Source organism: Adlercreutzia sp. ZJ242, assembly GCF_011038995.1.
In the GTDB taxonomy this organism is placed as follows: domain Bacteria; phylum Actinomycetota; class Coriobacteriia; order Coriobacteriales; family Eggerthellaceae; genus CAAEEV01.
Genome location: NZ_JAAKEE010000052.1, coordinates 1 through 16,262 on the forward strand (window position 1 = coordinate 1; position 16,262 = coordinate 16,262).

The window sequence follows — 16,262 nt, forward strand, 5'->3', positions numbered from 1 at the left end:
GAGGCGCGCGAGCGCGAGGCCGCCGCCCACGCCGCCGAGCGCGCCGCCGCCGAGGCCGAGCGCGCCGCGCGGCGCGCGAGTAAGCAAGCCTACGCCGCCAAGCAGGCCCGCAAGCGCGCCGTGCTCAAGCAGCTGAGATGTGCCAAGGAGAACAGCCAGTGAGAACTTCCGACTTCGACTACGACCTGCCGCCCGAGCTCATCGCGCAGGAGCCGGCCGCCGTGCGCGACGCCTGCCGCATGCTGGCGCTCGACCGCGCGACGGGCGCGCTGGAGGACCGCGTCTTCCGCGACATCGAGGAGTACCTGAACCCCGGAGACCTGCTCGTCGCCAACGAGACGCGCGTCATGCCCGCGCGCCTGCTCGGCGCCAAGCGCGGGACGGGCGGCGCGGCCGAGGTGTTCCTGCTGCGCGAATGCGGCGGGCCCGAGCCGCGCACCAACCGGGTCGCCTTCTGGGAGGTGCTCGTGCGCCCCGGCAAGCGCCTGAAGCCCAACACGGGCGCCGTGGTCGACTTCGCCGACGAGGACGGCAACGTGGCGCTCTCGGCCGAGATCGTCGACTGGGCGCGCAACGCCCAGCGCGGCGAGCGCGTGGCGCGCCTCTCGACCGAGCTCCCCTCGCTCGACGAGGCGCTGCACGCCGTGGGCACCACGCCGCTGCCGCCCTACATCAAGGACTACGCGGGCGACGCGGAGATGTACCAGACCGTGTACGCGCGCCGCGAGAGCTCGGCCGCCGCGCCCACCGCAGGGCTGCACTTCACGCCCGAGCTCATCGACCGCCTGCGCGCCAAGGGCGTGGAGTGGGCGACCGTCGAGCTCGAGGTGGGCCTCGACACCTTCCGCACGGTCGACGAGGAGAACGCCGAGGACCACCAGATCCACACCGAGCTCTACACCGTGGGGCGCGAGGCGGCAGACGCCGTGGCGCGCGCGAAGGCGCGCGGCGGGCGCGTGGTGGCCGTGGGGACCACGAGCGTGCGCTCGCTCGAGAGCGCCTGGGACGCCGCGTCAGGCGCGCTCAAGCCGCGCGACCGCGAGGCCACCTCGCTCTACATCCTGCCGGGATACGAGTTCCACGTGGTGGACGCCCTGGTCACGAACTTCCACGTGCCGAAGTCGACCCTCGTGATGCTCGTGAGCGCGTTTGCCAGCCGCGAGGCGATCATGCGCGCCTACGAGCACGCCATCGCCGAGCGCTACCGCCTCCTGAGCTTCGGCGACGCGATGTTCATCCACTAGGCCGCCCCACGTCGGCGGCCCCGGGCGCAAAAAAGCGGGCCCGCAATCTCTTGCAGGCCCGCTTGCGTCTGTGATCGAACTTGGATTTACAGCTTGACGACGTTGCTCGCCTGGAGCTTGCCGTTCTGACCCGTCGTTACGTCGAAGGACACCGCAGCACCCTCGTCGAGCGTCTTGAACCCGTCCATCTGGATCTCAGAGAAATGGACGAAGAGATCCTCGCCGTCTGCCTGAGAGATGAAACCGTAACCCTTCTCCGGGTTGAACCACTTAACAGTACCTTCCGCCATCTTTTCCTCTTTCCTCTCCCCAGAGTCGGGGAGATATGTACACGTGCTGCATGGCGGCAACACTTGTCCTCTCTTCTTTTGGACATGCACTCACTATACGCTACTTCGACTCGTTTCCTGCGAGGAATCATCGTAAGAAAATTATGTTTTTTGGCGAAAGCTCCGAGGTTCCCCGATTCCCTCAAAACAAGCGTCTGACATGGGTCTTTGAGTATACTTAAAGTTTAATGTCAGCCTCGAAGTCGAACGCTTCGGAGAGGTCGTGGCCGTAGGCTTCGGCGACGGCGAGCGCCTGCCCGCGGCGCAGCTCGGCAAGCTCCGCCTCGCCCGCCTGGGCGTGGTAGTCGGACGCGAGCAGAAGCGAGCGCGCCACGTACTCGGTGACGTGCGGATCGGTCCCCGACACCTCCAGGATGCTCGCGATGGACTCCGGCGAGAGCGACAGAAGCACGCCGCCGTCGATGTCGACGGCGCTGCCGATCGCCTCCTCGAGCATGCTCGCCGCGCCGGACGGGTCCTGCTGGCCGCCTGCGCGCTCGATGGAGCGGCGGATGGCCGCCGCGAAGTCCATGAGCATGCGCAGCAGATAGTCTTGCTCGAACATGGCTACCTCCCCTCCTCGGGCGGGACGAGCCCGAGGTGCTCCCACGCGCGCGCGGTGGCCTGGCGCCCCTTCGGCGTGCGCATCATGAGGCCCTGCTGCATGAGGTAGGGCTCGTAGACGTCCTCCACCGTGTCAGGGTCCTCCGAGAGCGCCGAGGCCAACGTGGTGAGGCCCACGGGGCGCCCCGAGAACTGGACGCAGAGGATCTCCAAGATGCGGTTGTCAACCGCGTCGAGGCCCAAGTCATCCACCTCGAAGAAGCTCAGGGCCTGGGCCGCCACGTCCTCGGTGATGACGCCGTCCGCGCAGACCTGCGCCCAGTCGCGCACGCGCTTGAGCATGCGGTTGGCCAGACGCGGCGTCCCGCGGCTGCGGCGCGCGATCTCGAGCGCGCCCTCCTGGTCGATGTCGACGCCGAGGATGGCCGCCGAACGGCACACGATGGCGCTGAGCTCCTCGGGCGTGTAGTACTGCAGGCGGAACGCGATGCCGAAGCGGTCGCGCAGAGGGCCGGTGAGCAGGCCCGTGCGCGTGGTGGCGCCGATGAGCGTGAAGCGCGGGATGTCGAGGCGGATGGAGCGCGCCGCCGGGCCCTTGCCCACCACGATGTCGAGCGCGAAGTCCTCGAGCGCGGGGTAGAGCACCTCCTCCACCATGCGGTTGAGGCGGTGGATCTCGTCGATGAACAGGACGTCGCCCTCCTCGAGGTTGGTGAGGATGGCCGCGAGGTCCCCCGTGCGCTCGATGGCGGGGCCGGAGGTGGTCCGGATGCTGGAGCCGAGCTCGTTGGCCACCACGGTGGCGAGCGTCGTCTTGCCGAGGCCCGGCGGGCCCGAGAACAGGATGTGGTCGGCCACGTCATGGCGCGCCTGCGCGGCCTCGATGAGGATGGCCAGCGACTCCTTGACCTTGGTCTGGCCCAGGTAGTCCTCGAGGCGCTTCGGGCGCAGGGAGCGGTCGAGCGCCAGGTCGTCCTCCACGAGCTCGGGCGTCACCGCCCGCGCGTGCGCGTCAGCGCCCGCCGCGGCCTCGCCGCGTGCGCCGCCCAAGCCGCCCGCCGCGGCCTCGAACACCATTCCCTCTATGCGTACGCTGTCGTCCATAAACCCCTATCGGCTTCCCAATCGCTTCAACGCATATTGTAGCAGCGCCGCCTCGGCAGCCCCCTCGGGCGCTCCCTTGAGCGCAAGATCAGCCTCGGCCGACGTGAAGCCCATCGACAGCAGCGCCTCGGCGGCCCCGCTCAGGCGCGCGTCGACCACCGACTTCTCGTCAGGAGCCGCGCCGAACAGGCTCTCGGCCCCCGCGTCGAGCGAGCCCTTGAGCTCGAGGATGATGCGCGAGGCGGTCTTCTTGCCCACGCCGGGGATCTTCGCCACCAGGGAGGTGTCCTGGGCGGCGACGGCATCGGCCAAAGCGCGCGGCGAGAAGGTGGACAGCGCCGCGAGCGCCACCTTCGGCCCTACGCCGCTCACCGTGATCAGCCGCTCGAACAGCGCCTTCTCCTCCTGCGTGAGGAACCCGAAGAGCGCCGCCCCGCTCTCGCTCACCTGCAGGTAGGTGAGCACGGACACGCTCTCGCCCACGTCAGGCAGCTTCGCGAGCGCCGCCGCCGACATGGAGACGGCGTATCCCACGCCGTTCACGTCGACATACGCCATGCTGGGGGTCTTCCCCGCCAGCCTTCCGCTTAAAAAGGCAATCATCACGCCTCACCTTCCCCGCCGGTCGCTCCACCGCGCCGCCGCGTCCGACGCGGTTGCGCGCCGCGCGACGCCTGCGCCGCCTCCGCCTTCGCCACCAGCTCGTCGAAGCGCCTCTCGGCGCGCGCGAACCCGTCGTGCGTGGTGTAGCAGATGGCGGCTGCCAGCGCGTCGGCCGCATGGTCGGGCTGCGGCACCTCCTCGAGCTGCAAGAGCTGGCGCACCATGTACTGCACCTGCTCCTTCTCGGCCGAGCCCGTGCCCACCACCGCGAGCTTGATCTGGCGCGGGGTGAACTCCCCCACCGCGAGCCCGCCCTCCGCGCACGCCACGAGCGCCGCGCCGCGCGCCTGCCCCGTGGCAAAGGCCGCCGTGATGTTCTGGCCGAACCACACGGTCTCGATGCCCACGCAGGTGGGGCCGAAGCGCCGCACCACCGCGCCGATCTGGTCGTGGATCTTCAGGAGGCGCTCCGCGAGCGGCTGGCTCGCGGGCGTGGAGACGCACCCGTACGCCACGCAGGCGAGCCGTGAGCCGCGCTGCTCGACGATGCCCCAGCCCGTGTTGGCCAGGCCCGGGTCGATGCCCAGTATGACGCGCTCGACTGACGCCACGATCACAACCCCGCTTTCTCAACAAGTGAGGCTATGATAGAACAAGCGTTTGCCAAAAGCAAGGGCACGAGCAAACAAATGTTTCGGACAGTGCGGCGCCCGCTCTTTACGCGAACTTTGCCCCTGCCTTGGAGCGTGTTTTCGCTCCCCTGAATTCATCCTGACGTTCCCTCCCTACGATGTCCTCATGCTGCGCCAAGGCGAGCCGGGCGCGATCAAAGCATCCGAGGCGCACGCGTTCGATGCCGCTGCCAGACCATGCAAGGCAGACGCATCCGACATCCCGTTTGAAGAAAAAAGAAGAGCAAAGGAGACGCACGTGAAGGAGAAGAACTCTGCCATGAATGATCTCGAAGCCGCATACGATCAGGGAACGTTCGGCGTGTCACGCCGCACGTTCCTCAAGCTGGCCGCCGTCACCGGCGTGTGCGCCGCCGGGGGGCTTTTGGTCTTTCCCGACCAGGAGGCCGCAGCTGCGTTCACGGCACCGAGCTCTCCCCAATGGCCGACACTCTCCGGCAGCAAGGTGCGCTTTACCGTGCACAGCGACACTCATGTGGGCGCTGGCGAGGAAAACGCCTACCGCGAGAAGGTGCCCGCCGCCTTCAGCGCCATCTACGGCATGGCCCCGCAGGTCCACGGGCACTTCTTCGTGGGCGACTCGGCAGACAACGGCACAGCGGACGACTACGACAAGCTGGCCGAGCTGCTGAACGCGCATGCGAAGAGCCCCGTGGGCATCGTCATGGGCAACCACGAGTACTACGCGCATAGCGGCAGCAAGGACAGCGCTCAGGCGGAGTTCAAGGAGTTCCTGTCGTCGAAGCTGACGGTGGCGGGCTCGTTCCAGATTCCCGGCGGCGCCAACGAGGGCCAGACAGACTGCGACTTCGTCGTGGGCGGCACCGATGCTCCCGGCAGCGGCTACCACGTGATTGCCCTCTCATCGCATCCGGGCGGCTATGACAACAGCTGGTACGGCGACCGCCAAGATTGGGTACGTGAGCGTGTTGCCGCCGCAGTGGCGGAGGATGCGAGCAAGCCCGTGTTCCTGCTGACGCACCACCCCTTCGGCAACACGGTCTGGTACAGCGTGGGCGGCAGCTGGAACGGGAAGTTCGGCACCGACAGCTCTGACGTAGAAGGCAACGACGACGCCTTCTACAAGGAGCTTGCCGGGAAGTACCATCAGCTCATCCACTTCTCGGGGCATACGCACATCCCGATGGCCGACCCGCGCTCCATCTACCAGGACGACGGCTTCACGCTCATCCAGACCGCCACGTTCGCGAACAACTTCTGGATGAGCGGCGACGGCCTGGACGAGACGGGGAGCGGCGAGGAACACCCCAATGCCGGGCAAGACGCCAGCCAGTGCGAGCTGGTGGAGATCGACACGGCGACGCATGCCGTCACGATCCACCGCCTGGACTTCCGCAACGGCGCCGCCCTCGGGCAGCCTTGGGTGATCGTCCCCTCCCAGGGGCGCGACGGCTTCCGGTACACGCATGCCGGCATGGAGCAGGCGGCCAAGCCGCCCCTGGTTAAGGAAGGCGCCTCCGTCTCGGTGCCCGAGGAGACCATCAGCGACATGGACGCCTCGTTCGCGCTGACGGCTGACAAGGTGTCCGCCGACGCCTCGGGCGTGAACGACGACGTGGTCATCTCCTACCGCGTCACGGTCGCGCGCGCGTCTGCCCCGGACGCTCCCGTGTTCAATGCGCGCTTCATGTCCGACTACTACAAGGCGGACGTCAACCAGCCGGCTGTGTTCGAGCGTCCGCTGTTCGGCGCGGCGCTCGAGGAGAAGACCGCCTACGTGCTGCGCGCCTACGCCGTCAGCGCGTTCGGGAAGGAGGCGCTTGTCGGCGAGACGGAGTTCACGACCGCCGAGAAGGTCCCGCCCTCGCTGGGCGCCCCGCTGCTTCACCTCGACTTCGCCACCGGCGCGCACGACGACCGTGCCGCCAAGCCGCATGCCGCCGTGCCCTTCGGCGCGTTGACCTACGAGACGGACAGCGCCTTCGGCGTTCCGGTTGCGCTGTTCGACGGCGAGTCGGCCGTGGGGTACGAGTTCGCCGACAAGGACTACGCCGCCATCGCGCAAGCCGAGACCATCGAGGTGCTGTTCCAGTTCACCGCAGAACCGACGGATACTTACTTCGACCTGTTCTCCAGCGCGAGTGGCGTGGGACAGGACTTGAGCTATTACGCTCCCAAGCTGCGGCACTACACCAACGTGGGGAACGGAAGCGACTACGTATACACCGACGGAGAGGTGCCGCTGAACACGTGGACGCACGTGACGGTGACCTACGACGGCGAGACCATGAAGTACTACCTGAACGGCCAGCTGGTATCGCAGAAGCGCAACGTGGGCTCCATCCCCGCGCCGAAGGCCGATTTCAAGCGCTGGTTCGTGGGGGCCGACGTGGACAGCGAGGGCGGCATGGAGCACCCGATGGTGGGCAAGGTCGCCTTCGCCAAGCTTACGCCTGTCGTTGCCACCCAGGAGCAGGCGACCATGCTCTACACGGCCTCGGCTCCGGTGGCGAAGGCCGCGGAGGCTCCGAGCGCCGAGGAGATGGGCACCGCCACCGTGGGCCAGGCCTACCTTGTGCCGAACGTGCTGTTCACCGACGTCGCCGGCACGGAGCTCCAGGCAGTGCCGGAGGTGACCGACCCCAACGGGCAGGCAATTGAGCTGATGAAGACGGCGGCGGAGGCGGCTGCGCTTGCCGAGGGCACGCTGTCGGCGTCTGCCCATGCAAGCTACCGCTTCGTCCCTGCCGCCGAGGGCACCTACGTCGTGACGTACCTTGCCGGATACGCCCAGCGGCCGACCGCCGAGGTCGTCGTCTCCGCGGCTCCTGCGCCCGAGCCCGGCGAGGGCGGCGACACGGGCAACGGCGGCAACGCGGGCGGCAACGGCGAGGGCGGCGGCACGGGCAACGGCGGAAACACGGGCGGCGGCAACGCGGGCGGCAACGGCGCGGGCGGCGGCAACGCGCCCGATGCTGGCACGACGCCCGGCACCGGCTCGGGCGCGAACGGCGCAGGCGGCAGCTCGGGCGCGGGCGCGAACGGCAGCACGGAGACGGTGACGCTGCCGACCGGCACGAAGCTCGCCCAGACCGGCGACGAGCTCTCGGTTGCCACCAGCGCCCTGATCGGCCTCGTGGCAACCGCCGGCGCCGCCGCATGCGTGGCGCGAGGCTTCCTGAAGGGCGAGTTCTCCGGAGACGACGGGAACGCGTAAGTAACGATGGCGTTGGCGCGGCGTGCAGGGTGCGGGCCTTAGCAAAAGGCAACCCCGCCCGCAAACGCGCCCTCACGCACAAGGCGAAAAGCCAGTTGAAGAGAGAAAGCGAGCCTAAGGGGGCTCGCTTTCTCGTCGGGGCTTTTGCTCCAGCCCCAGCTGCCTTGCCACCCAGCCCGATGCTACTCGGCCTGAGGAGGCATCTTGGTGGGATCGAAGCCGCTGATGGCAGCAGCGACCTTCATTGCCGCCGGCACGCACAAAACGATTGCCACAAAAGCCGCCGCCAGCACAATCGGGTAGCCCATCATGAAGAAGCCGAGCACGCCCTGGATGCCGCCGACAGACAGCACGTTGACCAACGCGCAGAAGAACAGGATCAGGGTGCCCATGAAGAACGCCAGCACAGCGCTGGAAACCAGATGGGTCCCGAGGCTTCCCGGCTTCAAGCCGAGCTTCGCAGCCAAGGCCCGGCCCCAGTCCATCGCAGGAACGAGGTCGCTCACGGTGTAGCCGACGGCGAAGCTCAGAACGCAGCTGGTGAGCATTCCGTCCACCGTAATAGGCGCATGGAGCACCAGCACGTTCAAGCACACGGTGATCACGATGCCCATGACGACGTTCATGATGATGTAGACAATGCGCTGGAAACCGGCAGGACCTTTAAAGACCATTACGATCACTCCTTCTCATAGGGCGCAGTCGATGCCAACTGCGCCCGCTCACCTTTACGCGCTCAGATCAATAGTGCCGAGATTGAGGTCCGCCTCGCGAGCGTCGGCGTCGAGGGCCTTCTTGCCGAACCCGTGCGCCTTTATCTCCACGCGATACGCCTCGGGCTCCACCTGCTTGAAGATGAAGTCGCCGAAATCGTCGGTGCGCGCGAGGGAGACGACCTTTCCATCCTCATCCTTCAGGTACACTTCGGCGCCGATGACCACTTCGTCAGCCGCCAGATCGACAACCGTGCCCCCGATGAAGCGCTTCGGGAAGTTCAGGTAGTACACATGGGAGTCATCGTCGAGCCTCGTCGCCTGCGCGATCTCCTCTGCGAGGTCATCCTCGTCCCCGAAGCGCAAGGCATCGGTCGGGCACGCGTCGACGCAGCGAGGAACGGCCCAGCCGTTGTCCAGCAGGTGGGCACAGCCCGTGCACCCCTGCGGAATCTGAAGCTCAGCGTTCCAGTAAACGCCTTCGAACTTCTCGGCGATGTCCTCACGGCCCTTCGCCTTCTCGGGATCGATGACGATCAGGCCGTCTTCGCGGGGCATCAGGACCTCTCCCGCGTACTCCCTGAGAGCCTCGGTCTGGGCGCCGATGCGCGGGATGTAGCTGATCCTCGTCAGCGGCACCGTGCCGCGCACGCGCTCTTCGACGCTGCACCAGAACTGGCCGGTATCAGGCTGGGTCTTCGCATACGGCGACCAGTCGTTGCCGCAGTGCTCGTCCTTGCAGACGATCTGGCAATTGTGGCAACCGTTGCACTTCGCGATGTCGATTACAAAAGCTTTCATGCCATCTACCCCTATTCCTTCTCAATGCGCGCGCTGGCGACAAGGCCGCAAGCCGGGTCGTATTCGCGGCCAAACGCTTCGGCGTACTGCTCTGCGAGCTCGAAAACGTCCACCTTCCTGATGCCGACCAAGAAGCTGTTGGTGACTTCGCCGGCGCAGTTCTTGGAAGTGGTGGCGGACGGACAGATCATGTTGTTTGCGCCACCGCGGTCAAGACCGCCCGTGCCGGGAACGATGGTGTCGACGCGAGCGCCGTGATCCTGGTAAAGGGCGCCGGGCATGATGCGCTCGGTGACGATGATGCCGCCCAGAACGCGACCGCGCTCGTTGAACAGCTCGGCGACGTCGCCGTTCTTCAGGCCCTTCTCCGCGGCATCGGCGGGATTGATCCAAATGGGCTCGTATGCGTAGCCGTCGGGGCCGACGACCTTGCAGGTCTGGATCTCGCGGAGCCAGATGCAGTCATCATGCTGGGCGTGAACGCGCCAGCGAGGATGGTTGGACATGAGCAGATACGGATACTCCTGGGCGCGATCAGAGGTGATGCGCTCGTGGTGAAGCGGGCTCTCCTCCACCCAATGGGGCACGGGACCGCGCTCCGCGTCATCGGGGAAGTTGTCGGCGATCAGCGTGGAGTAGATCTCGATCTTCCCGGACGGCGTGGAGAAGGGATGGCTCTCGGGGTCTTCGTAGAAGCCGATGAGGCCGGCGGGCTCGTCCTCCCAGCCCTTGACCGTGGGGGAGATCCAGAGCTTCTGCTGCTTGAACTTCTCCCAGGGCATCTGGTCCAGGGGGATGCCCGACATCTCGTAGCCGCGCTTGAGGAGCTCCTCGTCAGTAAGGCCCTCGGTGATCTTGTCGTGCAGGCCCGCGTAGATTCCGCCGAAGCGCTCCAGGCTCTTCGCAACCCCGCAGACGATGGCGTAGTCGCTGCGCGCGTCGCAGAAGGGCTCGATGGCGGGCTCTTCGAGGTACATCATGTTGAACTGGCCGCTCTCGATGTCGTTGTTCAGGTCGTATTCCTCGACCTTGGTGGTGACGGGCAAGATGAGGTCGGCGAAGTTGGTGTCGTTCTCCATCCACTGGTGCTGGACGATGTAGCACTCAACGGCCTCGGAGCGGATGACGTCCTGGAACCGGAAGCCGCCGTTCCAGCAGGTCTGCCAACAGGGGCCCGTGGACCAGACCATGTGGATGGGCTGGTTGCCCGGATTGGGGAACTGGAAGGGCTTGAGCTGGTCGGAAATGCCGAAGGTGCACATGGTGTGGCCGTACCAGTCGAACTTCTCGCCGCCGATCGCGTTGGGGATGAGGGTCTGCGGGACGAAGTTCTTTCCGAGCATCTGCTCATCGAGCAGAGCGCCCTTGAAGCACGCGAAGGTGGAGGGAATGACCTCGGAGCGCGGATAGGGATTCACCGTCGGATCGTAGAACAGGGACTTCTCGAGGAACTTGAACTGGTTGGCGCCAGGCTTGCCGACGCCCTGCATGGCCAGCAGGCAGATCTCGAGGCGAGCAGGCTCATGGGAGAAGCATGAGCGGATGTAGCCGCCTCCGTTGCCATGCCCGATGGACACGCTGTGCTTCGCCCAGTAGCGAGCCAGGGCCTTGATGGTGTACGAGGGGACGTGGCACTTCTCCTCCGCCCACTTCGGGGTCTTGGGGACGCCGTCCTCCTCGCCCAAAACGTAGCGCTCGAGATGGTCGTAGCCGACGGTGTGCGTCTCCAGGTACTCGCGGTCGAAGGTGCCCTCGGTCATCCACACATAGGCGATGGCCAGCTGCAGCGCAGCGTCGGTGTTGGGCAGCACGGGAATCCACTTGTCTGCGTGAATCGCCGCAGAGTAGTTCAGCTCAGGGCAGATGAAGATCTGCTTGATGCCGATCTCGGTGAACCAGTAGGCGGTTCGGCTCGACAGCTGACCGCCCCAACCCCAAGGGGTCGTCTCCAGATCGCAGCCCCAGTGCAGCACGGCGTCAGAGTTCTCGGCGATGTCCTTGAGGACGTTGGTCAGCTGAACCTGCTCGCCAACGGGGTCGTTGCCCCACACGTACTTGCCGCCCCAGTACCAGCCTTCCCAGCTGTCGGCGTTACGCGCCTGAACCACGCAGCCCGTGCCGAGCGTGTTGAACATCGCGGTCTGAACGCCATGGGTCCCCGTCGCGTTCTTGGTTTCCGCATGTCCGCCGCCTTGGCACAGGATGGACGCGGGACCGTACGCGTCGTGGATGCGCTTGATTTCGTCAGCGACGATGTCCAGGGCCTCGTCCCAGGATATGCGCTCGTACCTCGACTCGCCGCGCGTCTCCGGATGACGTTCGCCGTTCGGATCCCAGTCCACGCGCTTCAGCGGATAGGGAACGCGGTTCTTGGAGTAGATCCTGTTCTTGTAGGTGAGCGACAGGGGCGGAAGCAGCGACTTCATCCCCGGCTCAAACTGGGAACCGCGCGCCTTGATGGTCCAGTAGTTGAGGTCCTCCTTGGTGTAGAGCTCGTCGTAGTGCACGGGCCTGATGCGAACCACCTTGCCGTCTTTCACGTCGACGTTTGCGATATTCGCCCCGTCGCCAACTCCGCAAAAGCCCATGGACTTGTAGACAGTCTTGTCCGCGATAAAGCTCATGGCTCTCCTTTCTCGCTTGCTCTCAGTAGAGATCTCGAGCGATTCCGGTCGCGTATCCGACACTTGGGCAAAGCAGTCCCAAGACCGCAGGTGCGCGGCAGGATTCGTTGTTGAGCTATCACGTGACTTCCCCTCGAGTAGCCTCATTATAGGATCGTCCGAGGGCACTCCGCATTTCGGCCCGCTGTTCCCTTTTGGAAACAACGGGCCGAAGGCGACGCGGTTCTCAGCTAAGGTCTAGCGATCCTTTTGGTATTGGTCGAATCTGGATTTCATGCAGCGCGTGAACTCGAGCAATTCGCTCGTCTCGTTGTCCTTTCGCCATGCAAGGACCACTACGGGCTTCTCCTCCACGTCAGCGAGGGGAACAAAGGCGAAGTGCTCCCCGAGGCGACGAGCGATATGCCCTACGGAAAAGACCGCGTCCGCGCCCATCGCAAGCGCCGGGCAAATCGACCCGATGTCCCTGATCTCGGGCGCGACCTCCAGGTCACCGCCATGCGCGGAGAGGTATCGGCTGATGATCCTCTCGTTCAGCGGGAGGTAGCGCGGATGAGGGCCGAAAAGCGACATGCCTCTCAGGTCATCGTAGGTCAAGCTCTCTCGCCGGGCATACGGATGCGCGGCGGTTACGACGATGCCGAATCGATCCTCCAGAAGCTCGACGTAGTTGCACTTGTGGGGAATGCCGTCAGCCATGCCGATCGTCAAGCCAAGATCGATCTCGCCCTTCGTCACGCCCCTCCAGATCTCTTCCACTTCCATTGAGCGCAGCTCTAAGCGAACGTTGCTCTGGGTCCCGAAATCAGCGCAGATCTGAGGAAATATCTCACCGGCAGTCGCGAAGAGATATCCCACCTTGAGCTTTTCCACGTCCTCTGCCGCAGCGGACCTCGCCGCCTCCACGGCTTCGTGGTACGCGAAGAGGACGGCTCTCGCCCTCTGCAGGAACGCCCGCCCAGCGGGCGTCAGCGAAACCGACCGGTTGTTCCTCTCGAACAGCTGCACACCCAGCTCGCTCTCCACCGCCTGGATGTGCTTCGTGAGCGAGGAGCGTGAGAGGAACAGCCTGTCGGCCGCAGTCGTGTAGTTCAGCTCTTCGGCGAGGACGATGAACTCCCTCAGATCGCCTATCTCCATCGCATCCCCCTCATGAATGGTCGCCCCATAAACATAGCATCATCGGGACTCCAAAACGCTCTTATGCGATTTCGATAATCGAAACACTGCCGGAAACAACGACCCCGCAGGGGCTTTCCGCAGGGCGGGCTCCTGCGCGCGACAAGAACGCCTGCGCGCAAGATCGCCGCGTGGCGGGAGAGCTGCGGGCTATGCGCCCTGCACGCCGACGCCGATGAGGCCGGGGCCGGTGTGGACCACGAGGGCGGGGCTCACGTTCCCCTCGTACCAGGTGGTCGCGTTCGCGATCCTCCCCTTGAGCTCGCGCCGCACCTCGGCGGCCTCGGACGCCGCGTCGCCGTCCACCACGGCCATGACGCACTCGTCGAACTGCGCGGCGAACTTCTCGGCGCAGCTCATGGCGCGCTTGAGCGAGAGCTTGCGGCCCTTCGCCTTCGACACGGTGTAGTACACGCCCTCCTCGTTGCAGCTGATCACGGGGCGCATGTCGAGCAGGCTGCCCACCCGGTAGGTGACCTTGCCGATGCGCCCGCCGCGCAGCAGGTAGTCGAGCGTGTCAACGCAGAAGAACACCTTCGTGTTCGCGACGATGCGGTCCGCCGCCTCCTCGAGCTCCTCGAGCGTGGCGCCCGCCTCCACCATGCGCGCGAGCGCGAGCACCACGAGCCCCGCCCCCATGCCGATGTTCTTCGTGTCGACGAGAAGCGTCCGCAGACGGGACATGCCTGACGACACGGAGCGCAGCAGGTCGTGCGTGGACGACAGCCCGCTTGAGATGGTCACCACCACCGCCTGCTCGTAGCCGTCGGCCACCACGCGGCCCAGCACCTCGGAGGCTATGGCGGGCGTCGGCGTCGAGGTGCGCGGAACCTCCACGGCGAGGCGGTCGTAGACCTCCTGCGGCGTGATGTCCACCTTGTCGAGGTAGCTGCCGTCCTCGTAGTTCACCTGCACCGGCACCACGTACATGCCGTAGCGCTCGATTTCGGCCGGCGGCACGTCCGTGCACGAGTCGATGACGATGGCGATCTCCTTCTTGCCCATGGTCCCCCGCTTTCGCTGTGTCCTCGCTATGATCCAGCGGCCTCGCTATGATCCAGCTGCGCCATATCTCGTATTGAAAACTAGATTATGTATTAATCGACATTTTGTCAACTAGTTGAAGAATTTGACCATCAAGCGTCAATCTGCTATTTTCTTGCCTGTATGACCACCATGTCGCGCAGCGCGCGGAGCCGAAGGGAGGAGACGTCTGTGCAGCCAGCCGAGCAGAACGCGTTCGCCCAGAACATCGCCTCGCTGCGCCTCCCGCGCTATGCCGAGATCCCCCACATCGAGCTCTACATGGACCAGCTCGTCGGCTACCTGCAGGAGACGCTGCGCCCGCTGTACCAGCCCGACGACAAGATCATCACGCCCTCCATGGTGAACAACTACGTGAAGCAGGGCGTGATCGCGCCGCCGCGCGCCAAGAAGTACACGCGCGAGCAGGTCGCCCAGCTCATCGTGATCGGCATCCTGAAGCACACGTTCTCCATCGGCGAGATCAACCACCTCATCGAGCAGCAGATCACCAGCTTCGAGACGGACGTCGCCTACGACTACTTCTGCACCGCGCTCGAGAACGCCTGCCGGGCGCTCTTCGCGCCCACCTCCGCCGCGCCCGCCACGCTCACGAGCGGGAGCGAGCCGGGCGACTTCGAGCGCGACCTGGTGATCGCCTCGTCGGCGGCCGTCGCCTACACGCTCTACCTGCGCGCCTCCATCGCCGAAACGTCTGGTGCCGCGGGCGCAGACGGCGCGGGCGCGGGCGCGGGGCGCGCGAACGCAGGCCGCATGGGCGCGAACGCGAGCGCGAGCCGTGCGAACGCGGGCGCGGGCCGCAAGCGAGACAAGCGCGGCAAGTAGCACGTAGCACGCAGCAAGCCGGCCTCACCTCAGACAGCAAAAAAGAGGGCGAGGAACAAGTCCTCGCCCCCCCATGAGCTCACCCTCGCGCAGCAGGCGAAGCAAGCGCGAGACGCCGACGCGCTTCGCCCGCCCGCCAAGGCGGACAGAGCAGGCTACTCGTCGAGCGCCGCGGCGATCTCGTCGGTGATGTCCATGGTGTGGTAGACGTTCTGCAGGTCCTCGAGCTCCTCGAGCTTGTCGATGAGGCGCATGACCTTGCGCGCGTCGTTCACGGTGACCGTGGCGGGCGTGGTGGGCTCCATGGTCATCTCGGCGCCCTTCGTCTCGATGCCCTGCTCCTCAAGGCCCTTCTTCACGGCCATGAGGTCAGACGGCGCGGTGTAGACGATCCACTCCTCGTCGGCGTCCTCGTAGTCGTCTCCGCCGGCCTCGGCGACGGCCATCATGAACTCCTCCTCGTCAGCGGCGGCGCCGTTGGGCTTCACGGGGTTCTTCTTGTCGCCGGTCTCGACCTCCTTGGCCACCACGACCTGGCCCTTGCGCTCGAACATGAACGCGACCGAGCCCGAGGTGCCCAGGTTGCCGCCCGCGTGCGAGAACGCGCTGCGCACGTCGGCGGCGGTGCGGTTGCGGTTGTCGGTCAGGGCCTCGCAGTACACCGCGATGCCCGCCGGGCCGTAGCCCTCGTAGATGACCGTCTCGTAGCTCGCGGCGTCCTTGCCGCTGCCGAACGCCTTGTCGATGGCGGTCTTGATCTTGTCCTTCGGCAGAGAGTTGGCCTTGGCCTTCTCGATGGCGGCCGCAAGGGAGGCGTTGTTGTCGGGGTTGGGGTCGCCGCCCTCCTTGGCTGCAACGGTGATGTTGCGCGACAGCTTGGAGAACAAGGCGGAGCGCTTAGCGTCCTGCGCGGCCTTGCGATGCTTGGTTGTTGCCCATTTTGAGTGCCCTGACATATACGTCCCTTCCAGATGTTGTAATACCAACCGCACATGTTAGCACAACAGTCAAGGCGCAAGGAGCCGCTCCGGAAAAAGCTGCGGAATGCGAGGGCGAGCGCGAGGGGCGTCGCCGCAGGCGCGGGACGGGCGGGCGGAGCGGGTGACGCACGCGGGCGAAGCGGGAGACGCAAGCGCGCTCGTCTCGGGCGCGGGCGCACGATGCAAGCGCCCGAGTTTTGCAGCTGATTAGTTGATCCGTTTTCACATATTCCCTGGTTAAAGGCCGTTCCAGGCCTTTATTTTTGTCAAAAATTTATGACTATCTGCGTTAGGGATTGTTATTGGTATGGTATAATGAGAAAAGGGGTATCCGCAGGTCAGGAGAAGAATTGTTCGTCAAAAAGCAGAAGAGGAAAAACGG

General features: G+C 65.5%; 14 protein-coding genes. 3 read left to right on the forward strand and 11 right to left on the reverse strand.

Annotated elements, in window-relative coordinates:
- The first annotated feature begins 158 nt into the window (after positions 1–158).
- Positions 159–1,244 carry a tRNA preQ1(34) S-adenosylmethionine ribosyltransferase-isomerase QueA gene (queA, locus tag G7Y49_RS10060; protein ID WP_165173426.1) on the forward strand — a complete coding sequence of 362 codons (1,086 nt, stop codon included), beginning with the start codon at positions 159–161 and terminating at the stop codon, positions 1,242–1,244.
- Positions 1,245–1,330: 86 nt separating this feature from the next.
- Here the strand turns inward: queA and G7Y49_RS10065 are convergent, their stop codons facing one another.
- The 5 genes from G7Y49_RS10065 to ruvC form a co-directional block, all read right to left on the reverse strand.
- Positions 1,331–1,534, reverse strand: coding sequence for a cold-shock protein (locus G7Y49_RS10065; protein ID WP_165054268.1), 204 nt, complete (start codon positions 1,532–1,534; stop codon positions 1,331–1,333).
- A gap of 217 nt (positions 1,535–1,751) precedes the next feature.
- Positions 1,752–2,138 carry a hypothetical protein gene (locus tag G7Y49_RS10070; RefSeq protein WP_165173428.1) on the reverse strand — a complete coding sequence of 129 codons (387 nt, stop codon included), beginning with the start codon at positions 2,136–2,138 and terminating at the stop codon, positions 1,752–1,754.
- Positions 2,139–2,140: 2 nt separating this feature from the next.
- Complete coding sequence (gene ruvB / locus G7Y49_RS10075; protein WP_165173430.1) at positions 2,141–3,241, reverse strand: Holliday junction branch migration DNA helicase RuvB; 1,101 nt, start codon at positions 3,239–3,241, stop codon at positions 2,141–2,143.
- Between the two features lie 6 nt (positions 3,242–3,247).
- Positions 3,248–3,844 (reverse strand): Holliday junction branch migration protein RuvA, encoded by a 597-nt coding sequence (gene ruvA, locus G7Y49_RS10080; protein ID WP_165173446.1) that lies wholly within the window; start codon positions 3,842–3,844, stop codon positions 3,248–3,250.
- The gene (ruvC, locus tag G7Y49_RS10085) at positions 3,844–4,455 is read right to left on the reverse strand and encodes a crossover junction endodeoxyribonuclease RuvC (RefSeq protein WP_165173448.1); all 612 of its coding nucleotides are present in this window, start codon (positions 4,453–4,455) and stop codon (positions 3,844–3,846) included. Before ruvC ends, ruvA begins: the two co-directional genes overlap by 1 nt.
- A gap of 319 nt (positions 4,456–4,774) precedes the next feature.
- Between ruvC and G7Y49_RS10090 the strand changes: the two genes are divergently transcribed.
- On the forward strand, positions 4,775–7,714 hold the full coding sequence (locus tag G7Y49_RS10090; protein ID WP_241157378.1) for a LamG-like jellyroll fold domain-containing protein: 2,940 nt from the start codon (positions 4,775–4,777) through the stop codon (positions 7,712–7,714).
- 182 nt (positions 7,715–7,896) lie between these two features.
- Here the strand turns inward: G7Y49_RS10090 and G7Y49_RS10095 are convergent, their stop codons facing one another.
- The 5 genes from G7Y49_RS10095 to G7Y49_RS10115 all read right to left on the reverse strand — a co-directional run bounded on the left by G7Y49_RS10095 (position 7,897) and on the right by G7Y49_RS10115 (position 14,036).
- Positions 7,897–8,388 carry a hypothetical protein gene (locus G7Y49_RS10095; protein WP_165173434.1) on the reverse strand — a complete coding sequence of 164 codons (492 nt, stop codon included), beginning with the start codon at positions 8,386–8,388 and terminating at the stop codon, positions 7,897–7,899.
- 54 nt (positions 8,389–8,442) lie between these two features.
- Positions 8,443–9,228, reverse strand: coding sequence for a carboxypeptidase regulatory-like domain-containing protein (locus G7Y49_RS10100; protein ID WP_165173436.1), 786 nt, complete (start codon positions 9,226–9,228; stop codon positions 8,443–8,445).
- Positions 9,229–9,239: 11 nt separating this feature from the next.
- On the reverse strand, positions 9,240–11,852 hold the full coding sequence (locus G7Y49_RS10105) for a molybdopterin-dependent oxidoreductase (protein ID WP_165173438.1): 2,613 nt from the start codon (positions 11,850–11,852) through the stop codon (positions 9,240–9,242).
- A gap of 237 nt (positions 11,853–12,089) precedes the next feature.
- Positions 12,090–12,992, reverse strand: a complete 903-nt coding sequence (locus G7Y49_RS10110) for a LysR family transcriptional regulator (RefSeq protein ID WP_165173440.1) — start codon at positions 12,990–12,992, stop codon at positions 12,090–12,092.
- A 189-nt stretch (positions 12,993–13,181) separates the two neighbouring features.
- The gene (locus G7Y49_RS10115) at positions 13,182–14,036 is read right to left on the reverse strand and encodes a DegV family protein (RefSeq protein ID WP_165173442.1); all 855 of its coding nucleotides are present in this window, start codon (positions 14,034–14,036) and stop codon (positions 13,182–13,184) included.
- Positions 14,037–14,246: 210 nt separating this feature from the next.
- Here G7Y49_RS10115 and G7Y49_RS10120 point away from each other — a divergent pair, with 210 nt between their 5' ends.
- A complete protein-coding gene (locus G7Y49_RS10120; protein WP_241157379.1) occupies positions 14,247–14,900 on the forward strand; it encodes a DUF1836 domain-containing protein in 654 nt (217 codons plus the stop codon).
- A gap of 155 nt (positions 14,901–15,055) precedes the next feature.
- Here G7Y49_RS10120 and G7Y49_RS10125 read toward each other — a convergent pair whose 3' ends face one another.
- A complete protein-coding gene (locus G7Y49_RS10125; RefSeq protein WP_165173444.1) occupies positions 15,056–15,856 on the reverse strand; it encodes a YebC/PmpR family DNA-binding transcriptional regulator in 801 nt (266 codons plus the stop codon).
- Positions 15,857–16,262 lie beyond the last annotated feature (406 nt).

Excerpts from the sequence above, each read along its gene's own strand:
- ruvA (WP_165173446.1), bottom strand. The coding sequence starts at position 3,844 with ATGATTGCCTTTTTAAGCGGAAGGCTGGCGGGGAAGACCCCCAGCATG.
- G7Y49_RS10070 (WP_165173428.1), bottom strand. The coding sequence starts at position 2,138 with ATGTTCGAGCAAGACTATCTGCTGCGCATGCTCATGGACTTCGCGGCG.
- G7Y49_RS10110 (WP_165173440.1), bottom strand. The coding sequence starts at position 12,992 with ATGGAGATAGGCGATCTGAGGGAGTTCATCGTCCTCGCCGAAGAGCTG.
- G7Y49_RS10065 (WP_165054268.1), bottom strand. The coding sequence starts at position 1,534 with ATGGCGGAAGGTACTGTTAAGTGGTTCAACCCGGAGAAGGGTTACGGT.
- G7Y49_RS10095 (WP_165173434.1), bottom strand. The coding sequence starts at position 8,388 with ATGGTCTTTAAAGGTCCTGCCGGTTTCCAGCGCATTGTCTACATCATC.
- G7Y49_RS10125 (WP_165173444.1), bottom strand. The coding sequence starts at position 15,856 with ATGTCAGGGCACTCAAAATGGGCAACAACCAAGCATCGCAAGGCCGCG.
- G7Y49_RS10105 (WP_165173438.1), bottom strand. The coding sequence starts at position 11,852 with ATGAGCTTTATCGCGGACAAGACTGTCTACAAGTCCATGGGCTTTTGC.
- ruvB (WP_165173430.1), bottom strand. The coding sequence starts at position 3,241 with ATGGACGACAGCGTACGCATAGAGGGAATGGTGTTCGAGGCCGCGGCG.
- G7Y49_RS10100 (WP_165173436.1), bottom strand. The coding sequence starts at position 9,228 with ATGAAAGCTTTTGTAATCGACATCGCGAAGTGCAACGGTTGCCACAAT.
- G7Y49_RS10115 (WP_165173442.1), bottom strand. The coding sequence starts at position 14,036 with ATGGGCAAGAAGGAGATCGCCATCGTCATCGACTCGTGCACGGACGTG.